This is a genomic window from Pseudomonas sp. P1_F1_2, assembly GCF_056405815.1.
On the sequence record NZ_JBFUBK010000067.1, the window covers coordinates 1 to 14,350 of the forward strand.

Annotated in this window: 13 protein-coding genes and 1 pseudogene; 8 read left to right on the plus strand and 6 right to left on the minus strand. The window is 61.0% G+C overall.

The features are described from left to right. Positions 1-68: 68 nt before the first annotated feature. The 5 genes from AC1D2P_RS19405 to AC1D2P_RS19425 all read right to left on the minus strand — a co-directional run bounded on the left by AC1D2P_RS19405 (position 69) and on the right by AC1D2P_RS19425 (position 6,204). On the minus strand, positions 69-470 hold the full coding sequence (locus AC1D2P_RS19405; protein WP_477757887.1) for a heme-binding protein: 402 nt from the start codon (positions 468-470) through the stop codon (positions 69-71). A 20-nt stretch (positions 471-490) separates the two neighbouring features. Further along, on the minus strand, positions 491-1,708 hold the full coding sequence (gene glcF / locus AC1D2P_RS19410; protein ID WP_477757886.1) for a glycolate oxidase subunit GlcF: 1,218 nt from the start codon (positions 1,706-1,708) through the stop codon (positions 491-493). Positions 1,709-1,711: 3 nt separating this feature from the next. Further along, positions 1,712-2,776, minus strand: a complete 1,065-nt coding sequence (glcE, locus tag AC1D2P_RS19415; RefSeq protein ID WP_109786722.1) for a glycolate oxidase subunit GlcE — start codon at positions 2,774-2,776, stop codon at positions 1,712-1,714. Further along, positions 2,776-4,275 carry a glycolate oxidase subunit GlcD gene (gene glcD / locus AC1D2P_RS19420; RefSeq protein ID WP_477811549.1) on the minus strand — a complete coding sequence of 500 codons (1,500 nt, stop codon included), beginning with the start codon at positions 4,273-4,275 and terminating at the stop codon, positions 2,776-2,778. The genes glcE and glcD overlap by 1 nt, the downstream gene beginning before the upstream one ends. A 174-nt stretch (positions 4,276-4,449) precedes the next feature. Next, positions 4,450-6,204, minus strand: a complete 1,755-nt coding sequence (locus AC1D2P_RS19425; protein WP_477757885.1) for a caspase family protein — start codon at positions 6,202-6,204, stop codon at positions 4,450-4,452. Positions 6,205-6,375: 171 nt separating this feature from the next. On the opposite strand from AC1D2P_RS19425, the gene AC1D2P_RS19430 reads away from it, so the two are divergent. The 6 genes from AC1D2P_RS19430 (at position 6,376) to AC1D2P_RS19455 (ending at position 12,193) form a co-directional block, all read left to right on the plus strand. Beyond that, positions 6,376-6,543 carry a hypothetical protein gene (locus AC1D2P_RS19430; RefSeq protein WP_477757884.1) on the plus strand — a complete coding sequence of 56 codons (168 nt, stop codon included), beginning with the start codon at positions 6,376-6,378 and terminating at the stop codon, positions 6,541-6,543. 279 nt (positions 6,544-6,822) lie between these two features. After that, complete coding sequence (locus AC1D2P_RS19435) at positions 6,823-8,826, plus strand: aminotransferase class I/II-fold pyridoxal phosphate-dependent enzyme (protein WP_309475388.1); 2,004 nt, start codon at positions 6,823-6,825, stop codon at positions 8,824-8,826. Between the two features lie 27 nt (positions 8,827-8,853). Continuing rightward, a complete protein-coding gene (locus AC1D2P_RS19440; RefSeq protein WP_046030438.1) occupies positions 8,854-9,636 on the plus strand; it encodes a transporter substrate-binding domain-containing protein in 783 nt (260 codons plus the stop codon). 132 nt (positions 9,637-9,768) lie between these two features. After that, positions 9,769-10,482 carry an ABC transporter permease gene (locus tag AC1D2P_RS19445; RefSeq protein ID WP_477757883.1) on the plus strand — a complete coding sequence of 238 codons (714 nt, stop codon included), beginning with the start codon at positions 9,769-9,771 and terminating at the stop codon, positions 10,480-10,482. A gap of 5 nt (positions 10,483-10,487) precedes the next feature. Then, complete coding sequence (locus AC1D2P_RS19450) at positions 10,488-11,186, plus strand: ABC transporter permease subunit (protein ID WP_223525020.1); 699 nt, start codon at positions 10,488-10,490, stop codon at positions 11,184-11,186. After that, positions 11,186-12,193, plus strand: coding sequence for a DMT family transporter (locus AC1D2P_RS19455; RefSeq protein WP_109786717.1), 1,008 nt, complete (start codon positions 11,186-11,188; stop codon positions 12,191-12,193). The genes AC1D2P_RS19450 and AC1D2P_RS19455 overlap by 1 nt, the downstream gene beginning before the upstream one ends. Here AC1D2P_RS19455 and AC1D2P_RS19460 read toward each other — a convergent pair. Then, a pseudogene (locus AC1D2P_RS19460) lies at positions 12,149-12,634 on the minus strand (TetR/AcrR family transcriptional regulator); the annotation flags it as partial. The gene AC1D2P_RS19455 and the pseudogene AC1D2P_RS19460 sit on opposite strands and share 45 nt — an antisense overlap. A 173-nt stretch (positions 12,635-12,807) precedes the next feature. Here AC1D2P_RS19460 and AC1D2P_RS19465 point away from each other — a divergent pair. Both AC1D2P_RS19465 and AC1D2P_RS19470 read left to right on the plus strand, forming a co-directional pair. Further along, positions 12,808-13,824, plus strand: coding sequence for a M14 family metallopeptidase (locus AC1D2P_RS19465; RefSeq protein ID WP_477757882.1), 1,017 nt, complete (start codon positions 12,808-12,810; stop codon positions 13,822-13,824). A gap of 131 nt (positions 13,825-13,955) precedes the next feature. Next, positions 13,956-14,336: a RidA family protein gene (locus AC1D2P_RS19470; RefSeq protein WP_077431928.1), complete on the plus strand. Its 381-nt coding sequence runs from the start codon at positions 13,956-13,958 to the stop codon at positions 14,334-14,336. Positions 14,337-14,350: the final 14 nt, after the last annotated feature.

Genomic DNA, 14,350 nt, shown 5'->3' on the forward strand with positions numbered 1-14,350 from the left:
GATTTCACGACTGCTTCGCAGCCGAACGCAGGCTTCGCCAGCTGCTACAGACTGCTTCGCTGAAGGTGTTACATCAGGCACTGCGCGCCGGCCCTGGCCACTTGTGCATCCTGCTCGGCCTTGACGCCAGACACGCCGACCGCGCCAATCACTTGCCCACCGACAATGATCGGCACGCCCCCTTCAAGTGACGTCAGTAGCGGCGCTGATAAAAAGGCGTAGCGCCCACCGTTGACCATCTCTTCGTAACCCTTGGATTCGCGCCGGCCCAACGCCGAGGTGCGGGCTTTTTCGGTGGCAATGTAGGCGCTGATGGCCGCGCAACCGTCGAGGCGTTCGAGCGCCAGGGGATGCCCTCCGTCATCGACAACAACGATGGTCACGGCCCATTGATTGTTCTGTGCTTCGGTGCGGGCGGCGGTGAGGATCTGGCTGACCTCGATCTGGCTCAGTACGGCTTTGCTGTTCATGGCGATTCTCCATTGCGTGGTCAGGGCAGAGCGGCTTCAACCAGTTCGATCCAGTGCCGGACCGGGGTTCGACCGGCACCGTCGAGATGGGTCTGACAACCGATATTGGCGGTAACAATGATTTCGGGGTGCCCGCTTTCCAGCGCATTGAGTTTGTTATCGCGCAGTTGTCGGGACAGTTCGGGTTGGGTCAGCGAATAGGTGCCCGCCGAGCCGCAGCACAGGTGGCTGTCGGGCACGGGCGTGAGGTTGAACCCCAGGCTCGTCAGCAGAGCCTCCACCGCGCCACCGAGTTTTTGCGCGTGCTGCAAGGTGCAGGGGCAGTGGAACGCCAGGCGCTGATCGCTGTGGATGCCGAGTGTTTCCAGCGGTTCATCGCGCAGCACTTCGACCAGGTCCTTGGCCAGTGCGCTGACCTTTTTCGCCTTGTCGGCATAGGCCGAGTCGGCGCGGAGCAAGTGGCCGTAGTCCTTGATAAATGCACCGCAACCGCTGGCGGTCTGCACGATGGCTTCGGCACCGCTCTCGATGCTCGGCCACCACGCATCAATGTTGCGACGGGCGCGGTCCAGTCCAGCCGCCTGGGCGTCGAGGTGATAGTCGACGGCGCCGCAGCAACCGGCCTCGCGGGCCGGTATGACGCTGATGCCCAACCGGTCCAGCACGCGTGCGGTGGCGGCATTGGTGTTGGGTGACAGACCCGGCTGAACGCAGCCTTCCAGGATCAATACCTGCCTGGCGTGGCGCACCGTCGGTCGTGGTTTCGCCGGGTACACACGGCGCGGCAGTTTGGCCTGCAAAGTGTTTGGCAGCAGTGCACGGAACACTTGCCCACTATTGACCAGCGCTTTGAACAGTCCGGGATTGGGCACGACGCTGCGCAAACCTTCACGCAACAAGCGCTGCTCGAGTGAGCGCGGTACGGCCGCGTCCACGACTGCGCGACCGATGTCGAGCAAGTTGTGGTAATCGACGCCGGAGGGGCAGGTGGTTTCGCAGTTGCGGCACGACAGGCAACGGTCCAGGTGCTGTTGGGTTTTGCTGGTGACCTCGTGGCCTTCCAGCACCTGCTTGATCAGGTAGATGCGCCCCCTCGGCCCATCCAGTTCATCGCCCAGCAACTGGTACGTCGGGCAAGTGGCGTTGCAAAAACCGCAGTGCACGCACGTGCGCAGAATGCTTTCGGCTTCTTCGGCGCGGGGCAGTTGGCGGGCGTGTTCGCTGAGTGTGGTCTGCATGGTTCAACACTCCGCGTACAGGCGACCGGGATTGAAGATGCCCCGTGGATCGAGCTGCTGCTTGAGGTTTCGGTGGTACAGCATCAGCGCCGCCGGCAACGGTTGGAAGGGGCTATCGATCAGGCCGTGGCTGTAACAGGTCACATGCCCGCCGACCTCGCTCACGATCTTGCGAATGAACGATGCCTGCGCCTCGGATTTGAGCCAGCGCTGGGCGCCGCCCCAATCGATCAGTTGCACACCGGGCAGGGAAAGCCGAGGCGTGTTGTGAGGCAGGGACAAGCGCCAAAGGGGTTGGTCCTCATCGAAAAAACTCAGTCGATGTTCATTGAGGTCTTCCCAGTACGACGCGTCCAGCAACTCGCCGCCCAAACGGTCATGGGCCGCCGCCACCGAGCCTTCGCCGCCTTCCAGCCGCAGGTGCAGGCGTTGCCCGTCGTGGCTCGCCGCGCTGATCGGCAGCGGCTGTTGGCCCCATTCCGCCAGAAGCAGCAAGGCACGGTCACTGTCCATTTCCAGGCTGATGCTCAGGCACTGACGTGGTTTGGGCAGGACCTTGAGCGAGACCTCCGTCACCACACCCAGCGCCCCGAAACTGCCAGCCATCAAGCGCGAGAGGTCGTAGCCTGCGACGTTCTTCATGACTTCGCCACCGAAGCGCAAATGCTTGCCTAGCCCGGTGATCACCCGCGTACCGAGGACAAAATCCCTGACCGATCCAGACCACGGGCGCCGTGGCCCCGACAATCCGCAGGCAATCATGCCGCCGACGGTGGCGTCGTCACCGAAGGAGGGCGGTTCGCACGCCAGCATTTGCTGCGCGTCGTCCAGGACGTTGGCCAGTTCTGACAACCGCGTACCGCAACGGGCGGTGATCACCAGCTCGGTCGGGTCATAACTGACGATGCCTCGATGAGTGCGTGTGTCGAGGACTTCGCCCGCGACGATGCGCCCAAGAAACGCCTTGCTGTTGGAGCCCTGAATGCGCAACGGCGTGGCGTTTTGCAGCGCCTGATTGACCTGCTCCAGCAGGGCATCGCTATCATCCATATCGTAGGGTTCAAGCATCAGAAACGCTCCAGATCAGGGAAGGGCATCTGACCCGAATGCACGTGCATGGCGCCAAACTCGGCGCAGCGGTGCAGGGTGGGGATGTTCTTGCCGGGATTGAGCAGGCCGCCCGGATCGAAGGCGGCTTTGACCGCATGGAACAGTGTCAGCTCATCGCTGTTGAACTGCGCGCACATCTGATTGATTTTCTCGCGGCCCACACCGTGTTCACCGGTAATGCTGCCGCCGACCTTCACGCACAACTCAAGGATTTTCCCGCCCAGGGCTTCGGCACGATCCAGCTCGCCGGGCTGGTTGGCATCGAACAGAATCAGCGGATGCATGTTGCCGTCGCCCGCGTGGAAAACATTGGCGACCCGCAGGCCATATTCGACCGACAGCGCAGCAATCGCCTGCAATACGCCGGGCAGTTCGCGGCGCGGGATCGTCCCGTCCATGCAGTAATAATCGGGTGAGAGGCGTCCCACCRCTGGAAAGGCATTCTTGCGCCCGGCCCAGAAGCGCACGCGCTCCGCTTCGTCACGGGCCTGGCGGACTTCGGTGGCGCCGGCCTGTTCCAGCACCCGGCGCACGCGGTTGCAGTCATCGAAAACGTCGGCCTCAACGCCATCGAGTTCGCAGAGCAAAATGGCTTCGGCGTCGACGGGATAACCGGCGTGGATAAAGTCCTCGGCGGCGCGAATGGCCAGGTTGTCCATCATCTCCAAACCACCGGGGATGATCCCGGCCGCAATGATGTCGCCCACTGCGCGACCGGCCTTTTCGACGGAATCGAACGCGGCCAGCAGCACTTTCGCCGTTTGCGGTTTGGGCAGCAGTTTGACGGTGATTTCGGTAATCACCCCGAGCATGCCTTCCGAACCGGTGAACAGGGCCAGAAGGTCGAAGCCCGGTGAATCGAGTGCTTCGCTGCCCAGCGTCAGGTGTTCGCCATCGACGGTCAGGATGTCGACCTTGAGCACGTTGTGCACGGTCAGACCGTACTTCAAGCAATGCACGCCACCGGCATTTTCGGCGACGTTACCGCCGATAGAACAGGCGATCTGCGAGGAAGGGTCCGGCGCGTAGTACAGGCCGAAGGGCGCGGCCGCCTGGGAAATCGCCAGATTACGCACCCCCGGCTGAACCCGCGCAGTGCGGGCGGCGGCGTCGATATGCAGGATGTTGTTGAAGCGCGCCATCACCAGCAATACGCCTTTTTCCAGCGGCAATGCACCGCCGGACAACCCCGTACCGGCGCCACGGGCAACCACCGGGACGTGCCGTTCATGGCAGAGTCGAAGGATGCCCTGGACTTCGTCGAGGTGGCGGGGCAGCACCACCAGCAGCGGCGTGGTGCGGTAAGCGGAGAGCCCGTCGCATTCGTACGGTCTGAGTTCCTCCTGCTGATGCAGGATTTCCAGATCCGGCAACCGTGCTCGCAGCGCCTGGAGCAGGGCGGCTCTGTCGACCTCGGGCAAAGCGCCGTCGACGCGTTCATCGTAAAGAATGTTCATAGCCTGATCGCGACCCTCAGTTATTTTTATTAGAGGTCAGTTTCCGGTGATAGGTCCTTGGCAAACGTTAGCTCAGTTGCGCGCTTGAGCAGATTTGATTTTGACGCACCCATAAAAAAACGGGCGCCTTCAAGACGCCCGGTTGGATTTTCAGCGTTGCCGGGGAATAACGGCTTATGGAACAACTTTGCCGAGCAAATCCTTGGGTCCGACGATGGCCGGTTTCTGGTCATAACCCAGTTCGGCCAGGAGCTTGCCCGTCGCACGAACCAGGGCATTGAACGTTGGCCGTTGTTTGGATGAGCGCAGCGTTTGGGCGAGTGCGTAAGTGAATGCACCGTACGAAATCACGCCGTGACGGTATTCATACGACAATTGGGATTCGCCACAGGCGTACATCAGGATCGGCAGAAACGGGCCGTTGTGCTTATAAACAGCACGACGTTTGTTGTAGAGCTTGTCGTCGTACCCACGCTCCGCGATGGCTTGTCCGACTCGGCGAATGCCGTTGCGATTGCTCACGGTATTGGCGGCTTCGGCCTGCTGTGCACTTTTGCGCGCCTGTTTGACCCAGTCGCGCTCGACCCACATCTGCAACTTGGCCTCCCAGCGCAGGGCGCGATGGCGGATGTCATCCGGCGGTGTCAACCCGCGGGCACGCCGTGCGCCTTCGCGCGTCATGCCGCCCGAATGGCAGCAATCGAAGATCGTAATGAACTGCGTGTCGTATGGCAGCTGGATGTATAGGTCGCGAAAGTCGTTGTCGACGATGGCGTGCTGCGGTGTCCAGTCGAAATCCCATGGGCACAGGCATTCGTCGATGCGATCGGCTTCGCCTGCGGCATTGGTATTGGGGATCTGCGCACCGTGCCCCGAGTAGAAGAGCACCCGGCGATCACCCGCCTGAGCATCGTCGAGCAGCCAGTGCAGGCGATCGCGAATGCCGGCCGTGGTGGCGCGGTCATCGAGCACCACGCGGATGTCATCCGGCGAGAAGTTCGATTCTTGCAGCAGCGAACTCATCAGAAACACGTCATTGACGCAGCCTTCGAGCCGGTCCGCAGGGTTGGGGTAATTGTTGATCCCGATCAGCAGGGCCTTGTCCCGCGAGCGACGCGCGGTGCGCGCCTTTGGCACTGCAAGCCCCAGGGACTTGTCGACAGCAAGCAGGCGTTTGTCGAATCCTCTGGCAAGGCCTGCCTGCAACAGGGGCCCCCATACATTGGACCGGGTTTCGACGTGGCCCAGATAGAACGTCGCATCGTGATTGAGCGCGTCGCCCGGCTTGTCGAACGGCGTCATGACCTGGGTGAAGTTTGCATCGCGCAAGTACAGCGGTGCGGTGAACACATGGTCGTGTTCGTTGTAGAGGTGATACCACTTGTACGCCGTCTCGATGCCTTCAATGCGCCCGCCGAACGTTTCGCGCACGGCGGGGTTGGCAATCTGCGAGCCGAAGGTGATCAACACACGATTGCTCATCAGTGACGAATCTCGCCGGAACGTGTCGTAGGCGACCAGCGTACCGAGGCTGTGGGCGCAGACGATGTCCGGTTGGAAATCGTTCATGCGGTCGGCGAGGTCTTTACGCAACGTGGTCCGCAGCGCCTCGTCCGCCGTCCACTGCGCCACCATGCCGGCCGTCCAGCGCAGGCGATCGGGAAATTGCCCGATGCCGCGGTCGCGCCGGAACACGTCGCCAACCGAGTGGATCACGGAACTGGTCAGGAGTCGCAGCGTCGCTTCGGCAATTTCCGGCGCGCCGAGGCCGCTGTTTGCAAAACGCGCGTCATATTCGAAATAGTCCAGTTCGATGACGGCGTTCGGCGCCGCGCTCAGTACCGCGTTGGTAATGGCTCGCTTCCAGGATTGCTCAAAAGTCTCGTCCGCTTCCTCGTGGCCGATGCCATGCACGCACAAAATCTTCATTTCCATTTCCTTGTTGTCATGTTGAGTTTGCTGGCGTTTTTTAGGCAGGCGAACTTGGAGTCGTGGTCGAGGGAAGAGTGGTGCACGTTAATAACTAATCACTTGTTCGCATGTGGTGTTGAGCATATTAGATAAACAAAATCCGTCCGAAAGTTTTTATGAATATTCGGAATGAATGATTTGTTTTTAATTTTGATAGTTGCTATGGGGATGCGGGTCACGTTATTCGCTGCCTGTGGGGTCGGTAGGGTAGGGGTTTTGATATTCATGCTGGCGCGCCAAGTATCAATTTTTTATGGTGTATTACTTGCCTTACAAGTGCAGGATTATTTGTTTTAGGGCCGTTGTATTAATTGAAACTTCGACGGGGTGCTTGCGTTTTTTTTAAACATTAACGGTTGTAATACACCCGCAAAGTCATCGGGGTTTCTACTCGCGACCCTTTTGTGTTTCCTTGCTGAAAAACGCCTCGACTGTCGTAAAAACGACCTGTTTGCGCCGAACGCGAAGCCTCGTGACTTTTCTGTTGAACGACTGTTCAGCTTCGACTATGTTGGTGGCCACCTCCCCGGCTGGTTGCGCGGGCTTGCGTTTCTTCATTTCGAACGAGGCACTGGCATGCGGTTTTCACCCTTTGTTGAGCGGATTTCAGGCGACGGTGTCGCCGCCTGGGATATTCACAATGCAGCCTTTGAAGCCCAGCGCCGTGGTGAGGATGTGATCATTCTCAGTGTTGGTGATCCGGACTTCCCCACGCCCGATTTCATCACCGATGCCGCCATCGAAGCGCTGCGCGAAGGCGACACCCACTACACCGAAATCGCCGGGCGCCAGGCCTTGCGCGAAGCCATCGCCGCTCGCTACAGCCCACTGTTCGACCGTGAGGTGTCAGCGCCCAATGTCATCGTCGCGGCCGGGGCGCAGAACGCGCTGTTCATCACGTCGATGTGCCTGCTCAACACCGGCGATGAAGTGATTGCCCTGGACCCGATGTACGTGACGTACGAGGCCACACTCAAGGCGTCCGGTGCGACGCTGGTGCGGGTGCCGTGCTCGGCGGATTCCGGTTTCAGGCTCGATGCCGCTGTGTTGGCCAAGGCCATTACCCCGCGCACCCGGGCAATTTTCTTCTCCAACCCGAACAACCCCACCGGCGTGGTGCTCAATCGCGAAGAGCTGCAAGCCATCGCCGATCTCGCCATCGAGCATGACCTGTGGGTCGTGGTCGATGAGGTCTACGAAAGCCTTGCGTTCGAACGCGAACACCTCAGTCTCGCGGCGTTGCCGGGCATGGCCGAACGCTGCGTGGTCATTGGCAGTCTGTCGAAGTCTCATGCCATGACCGGTTGGCGCATCGGCTGGATCGTCGCCGCCCCCGCCCTGATCGAACATGCCGAAACCCTGGTGCTGAGCATGCTGTATGGCTTGCCGGGGTTTGTCATGGAGGCGGCGCTCAAAGCGGTGCAGGCCCACGACGACGTGACCCACGGCATGCGCGAGATCTATCGCCGTCGTCGTGATCTGGTGGTCGCGAGCCTGGCGGATTGCCCGGGCATTTCAGTGCTCAATCCCGATGCCGGCATGTTCGTGCTGGTGGACGTGCGCGACACCGGGCTGGCCTCGCTTGAGTTCGCCTGGCGCCTGCTGCGCGAGGCGCGCGTGTCGGTCCTCGATGCGGCAGCGTTTGGCGAACCCGCGCAAGGTTTTGTACGGCTCTCGTTCACCCTGGGTGAAGAGCGACTGGCCCAGGCTTGCCAGCGTATTCGCGATTTCGTCCTGGTGTTGAAAGGTGAGGCTCCACGGCCCGTAATCAGCCGCGTTACTTGTGAGGCAACCGTTGCACCGGTTGCGGCCAAGACCATGATCGAAGTCGATGGCCTGCACAAACGCTTCGGCAATATCGAAGTGCTCAAAGGCGTATCCCTGACGGCTCGCGAAGGCGATGTGATCTCCCTGATCGGCGCCAGCGGCTCGGGCAAAAGTACCTTGCTGCGCTGCATCAACATGCTCGAAGTGCCGGATCAGGGGCGGATTCTGGTGGACGGCGAAAGCATCAAGCTCAACCACGACCGTCCCGGCGCGCCGCTGGTGTCTGACGCCAAACAGTTGGTGCGGATCCGTTCGAGCCTGGGCATGGTGTTTCAGAATTTCAATCTCTGGCCCCATCGCACGGTGCTGGAAAACCTCATCGAAGCGCCGACCCAGGTCCTGCGTGAAAGCCGTGCCGAGGCCACCGAACGGGCCGAAGCGTTGCTGGAACGCGTCGGGCTGGCGGCCAAGCGCAACGAGTACCCGGCGTTTCTCTCCGGGGGACAGCAACAACGGGTGGCCATCGCCCGGGCCCTGGCCATGCGGCCCAAGGTCATGCTGTTCGATGAACCCACCTCGGCACTCGACCCGGAACTGGTCGGCGAAGTGCTGCGGGTGATCCGCTCCCTCGCGGAAGAAGGCCGGACCATGATCCTGGTGACCCATGAGATGGCTTTTGCCCGCGATGTCTCTTCCAAAGTTGCCTATTTGCACCAAGGGCTGATCGAGGAAACCGGTTCGCCGGATGAAGTGTTCGTACACCCACGCAGTGAACGTTGCCGACAATTCGTCAACGCGCATCAGACTCGCTAATACATCATAAAAAGACGGGGAAAAATCATGGGAAATCGACGTTTGGCAAACTGGTTTACAGGCGCGGCCTGCTTGTTGCTGGCCGGCATGAGCGCGGCGCAAGCCCAGCCGATCAGGTTCGCGGTCGCAGCCGAACCGTATCCGCCGTACACCGAAAAGCAGGCCAACGGTGAATGGAAAGGCTTTGAGGTCGACCTGATCCACAAGCTGTGCAGCGAAATGAAAGCCGAGTGCGAGATCAAGGAAGTGGCGTGGGACGGGATCATTCCGTCGCTGCTGGCGAAGAAGATCGACGTGATTTTCTCCTCGATGTCGGTGACCGAAGAACGCGAAAAACAGATCGCCTTCAGCAAGGCCTACTACGACTCGGTGATCGCGATTGTCGGTCCGAAGGGCACTTCCGTTAAAAAGTATCCGGATGACCTCAAGGGCAAGACCATCGGCGTACAGAACTCGACGGTCAGCGCCAGTTTCCTGAAGACCTACTACGAAAAAATCGCCGACGTTAAGTATTACGACACCCAGGACTCGGCCAACGCTGACCTGATTGCCGGTCGCATCGACCTGATGATGGCGGACGGCACGGCCATGGCGGCGTTCGTACAGACGCCGGATGCCAGCAACCTGGCTTACCTCGGCGCGGTGCCCTATGACCCGATCTTCGGCAAAGGTGTGGGCGCCGGCCTGCGCAAGGATGACACCGAACTCAAGGCCAAACTCGACAAGGCCATCCAGGAACTGCTGGCGAGCAAGGACTATGACGACCTCTCCCAAAGCTACTTCGGTACCAGCGTAAAACCGACTTTCTGACCTCAACACAGATCCCTGTAGGAGCCGGGCTTGCCCGCGATGGGGCCCTCGAGGCCGCCCAAAAGCATCGCGGGCAAGCCATGCTCCTACAGGGGTAGGTGATGCCGTGAACGTCGCTAACCGGAGAGTGAAATGCCAGCAATGTTCGAGTTGATCAACTTCAGCGAGCAAGGATGGGGCAGTGCGCTGTTGAAGGGGCTCTGGATGACCCTGCAGATTTCGGCYGGGGCGTTTGTGCTCGGGCTTTTGATCGGGCTGGTGGTGGCCTGCCTGAAGCTGAGTGCGCCCAAACCCATCGCGGCACTGATGCGCAGCTACACCACCTTGTTCCGCGCGGTTCCGGAGTTGTTGCTGATTCTCTTGCTGTACTACGTCGGCTCCATGCTCCTCAATTCGCTGATGACGCAGATGGGTTACGGCACCGTGGATGTCAGCGGCCCATTGGCGGCGATCGTGGTGCTGGGCCTGGTGCAAGGGGCTTACGCGTCGGAGATTTTCCGCGCGGCGATCCAGGCCATTCCGTTCGGCCAGATCGAGGCGGCCAAGGCGTTTGGCTTGAACGGCTTCAGCCTGTTCCGGCGAGTCACGCTGCCGATCATGGCGCCTTACGCAATGGCCGGGATGGCCAACTTGTGGATCAACCTGATCAAGGACAGCGCATTGATCAGCGTGGTCGGCACTAACGAACTGCTCTACACCGCCAAGCAAGGCGCGGGTTCGACGCGGCATTACTTGTTGTTCTACCTCACCGCCGCGGCGATGTATTACGCGGTGACACTGGTGTCCAACTACCTGTCTGGACGGCTTGAGCGACGCATCCGTCGCTGGATGCCTTTGGCTGAGTAAACGAAATGATTCCAGCGTGGATAGTTGAATACGCGGCGCTGTTGGGCCGAGGGCTGCAAACGACCATCACCATCCTGTTGATCTCCAGCGTGTTCGGCTACGCACTGGCGGTGTTGGTGGCACTGGCGCGGATTTCAAAGAACCGGGTGATTGCCAAGGTCAGCCTGTTCTACACCAGCGTGACGCGCGGTACGCCGTTGCTGATCCAGATCTACATTTTCTACTACGGCCTCGGCAGCCTGTTTGCGCAGTTTCCGTTGATTCGCGGCAGCTTCCTCTGGCCGTACCTGCGTGACGGTTACTGGTACATCGTGTTTGCCCTGGTGGTGTCAGTGGGGGCCTATGTCGGCGAAGTGATTCGCGGTGGCCTGCTGGCGGTACCCAAGGGTGAGATGGAAGCGGCGTCGGCCTTTGGCATGACGGCGCGCCAGTCCCTGCTTCGCGTGCGCTTGCCTCGGGCCCTGCGCTTGCTGTTGCCGACGCTGGCCGGGGAGACCGTGATGCTCCTCAAGTCGACGGCGCTGGCCTCGACCATTGCCATTATCGATCTGTTGGGGGCCGCCAACGTGGTGCGGGCGCAGACGCTGCAAGTCTATGAGCCGCTGTTGCTGGTGGCCGGTGTGTATGTTTGCCTGACGTTCCTGATCGAGGCGCTGTTTGCCTTTGCCGAGCGGCGCGGGACGCCCGTGCGCAGGTCGGCGTAATGAGCACGACACGGATCGTCGACCGGTCGTTGCAAGGCATCGGCCTGTGCACGTTGGGATATACGTTTCTGGCGTTGCAGGACGCCGCCATCAAATGGCTGGTGGCCGATTATTCGGTGGTCAGCATTCTGTTCTGGCGTGCGTTCGTGGTGGTGCTGGCCTGTCTGCTGGCGGGGCGGTTGCGCCTGGTCCAGCGCGCCTGGCACTCACCGAGCCGACGCTTGCTGGTGGTGCGCGGGCTGCTGTCGATTGTGGCTTGGGTGTTGTATTACACGGCGGCCCGCGACCTGAGCCTGGCGGAAATGACCACCCTGTATTTCTCCGCACCGATCATGGTCACGGTGCTGGCGGCGGTGATTCTCAAGGAACGCGCCAGCGCTTGGCAGTGGGTCAGCCTGATCATTGGATTTGCCGGTGTGCTCATTGCCTGTCGCCCAGGCAACATGACCGACCCGCTGCCGGTGGCGCTGACGCTGTTGGCCGCGGTGTGCTGGGCGTTCACCTACATTCAATTGCGCCAGGTGGATGAGCAGACATCCGTGCTGGAGCAGATGCTGATCACCAACGTGGTGTTTGTCATTTGCATGACAGTGGCCTTGCCCTGGACCTACACCCCGGCGCCGACCCCGGCCTGGCTGGGGATGCTCGGGGCCGGGCTGGTCGGCGGTATTGGTCAGTTTCTATTGTTCGCCAGTTTCCAGCGGGCCACCGCGACGTTGCTGGCACCGTTCGAGTACACCGGGCTGATCTGGGCGTTCCTGCTGTCGAGCCTGATCTGGGGCACGCTGATGGATGTGTCGCTGATGATCGGTGCCGGGCTGATCGCGGTCAGTGGCACCCTGGCGATGATCTTCGGTCGTCATCCCTCACACGACGTCGTCGGTGCTGAATGCTCCGTGACGCAGCCCCTTTATCCAGCAACGACAGATATGGAGGCCGTTGGCGGGGCTGAAGGTTTCGGGGTTCAGGCACCACTCGATCCAGAGTCCGTCGAGCATCGCCGATAAACCGATGGCGGCCAGGCGCGTGTCGTGGATCACGAACCCTTCGCTGGTTGCCATGTCATCGAGCAATTGGCGGAGCAGGTCGAGGTAGGCGCGATAGCTTTTTTCGTGGGACTGGCTGACGTGTTCGGAGTGACGAATCAGGCTCCAGAACACCACCCAGACGCCGAGCAGTTGCGGGTCCATGACCCGGGGCGAGAAGGAGCCGGTGAGGAAGGCGTCCATCTTTTCGGCAGGGGTGCCGGCCTGCTGGATTTCCTGGAGCAGGGCGGTGGTCAGTTCGCTGGCGATCTTTTGGTAGGTGTCGGCGATCAACGCATCGATGCTGCCGAAATGGTGATTGAGCAACCCTACGGACACGCCGGCTTCGGTGGCGATGCGACGCACGGAAATACCGGCGTGACCATCGCGCACCAGGCAACGCAGGGTCGCGGCAACCAGCATTTCGCGGCGTTCGTCAGGTTCGGCACGACGGTTTTTCGGGGCGGGGGTGGTCACAAGCGAATCCTTGGGTGTATTGCCTGGTTCGCGAGCTTAGTTGAACGTGCGTTCAATCACCAGTCTCGACGCCGGCAATGCAGGGTTTTTAAACGTGGGTGACGCGGGAGGACAAACCGATGGCGCAGGATGTTTCGTTCAGTGTTCGCAACAATAACGGCGACGCGGTGCAGGTTGGTGCCTGGCGTTTCGAGGGCGATGGCAGTGGACCGACCGTGCACCTGCAAGCCGGAGTGCATGCCGATGAAATCGCCGGAATGCTGGTGCTGCATCTGTTGATGCAAAAGCTTCAGGTCGCCGATGCCCACGGTCGGCTCAAAGGCAGCGTGACGGTGGTGCCGCAAGCCAATCCGCTGGGCATCGGGCAGTTTCGCCAAGGCCGGCTTCTCGGTCGCTTTCATGACGCCACCGGGCACAACTTCAACCGCTCGTTCGACGAATCGGCGGCCATGGCCCAACCGTCGACCAACGTTCAAGCGTGGCAAAAAAAACTGGTGCAACTGGCGGCGCCGGCACACGTGGTGCTCGATCTGCACACTGATGACGAGGCGCTGCCCTACCTCTACGTTCACCGCCGTTTCTGGCCACGAGGCCGCGAACTGGCCGCCGCGATGAAGATGGACGTGGCAATCATCTGGGATGACGGCGGCGATGGCTCCTTCGAAGAAACCATCATTGCGCCATGGCTGCGTGACGGCGTCACCGACCAGCGCATGGCCGCGACACTGGAGCTGCGCGGGCAGGGCGATGTCAGTGACCGGGTTGCCGAACAGGATGCCGACGGGTTGTATGCGTGGCTGTGCGGTTGCGGGGTTATCGACGAAGCGCTGACACCCGCTGACTGGCCCGTCGAGGCGATGGAAATGGGCCACATGGAAACCATTCTGGCGCCACAGCCCGGGGTGCTGATCTTCGAAAAAGAGCTCGGTGATTTCGTCGAGGAGGGGCAGCGCTTTGCGCGGATTCTACGGCGGCCGGGGGATCCGTCCTCCGAAGTGGTGCTGCACGCCGAGCAAGCAGGGCGAATGGTCACCCGCTATCGGGATCGGCTGGTGCCTCAGGGCATGGTGGTGGCGAAATTCACCGGCAACCGGGTCTCGCGCAACTGGAGCGGCGGGTTGCTCGACCCTGACTAGGCCTCGTTGGCGAGTGTGGCGGCAACACCGCCCACGTTCACCACACGATCTTGAACAGCGGTGCGCCGTGGGGTTGTAAACTGCCCGCCTGATACGCGACAGCCCTTTACCCTTTCAAGCACGAGATCCCCATGGCAAACCAAGACATCACATTCACCCCTGATCCTGACCAGGACTCCATTTCCTCCGACGTCGCCGGATTCGGCGGCCTGTTGGTCTCCACTCAGATTCCGACTCGCGCCGACGGCAGTCTGGAGTTGGGCGGCATCGTCGAGCAGAGCGAATGCACGCTGCAAGCACTCAAGGTTGCACTGGAGCGCGCCGGCAGTTCGATGGACCGGGTGTTGCACCTGACCATCTACCTCACCGACATGGCTGATCGCGCCGCCTTCAACGAAGTCTACAAGCGCTTCTTCGCCAAACCGTGGCCGGTGCGTGCCGCGGTGGGCGTCGCCGCGCTGGCAGTCGAAGGCATGCGTGTGGAAGTCACCGCGATGGCAGCCAAGGCCTGATGCATCAGATAGGC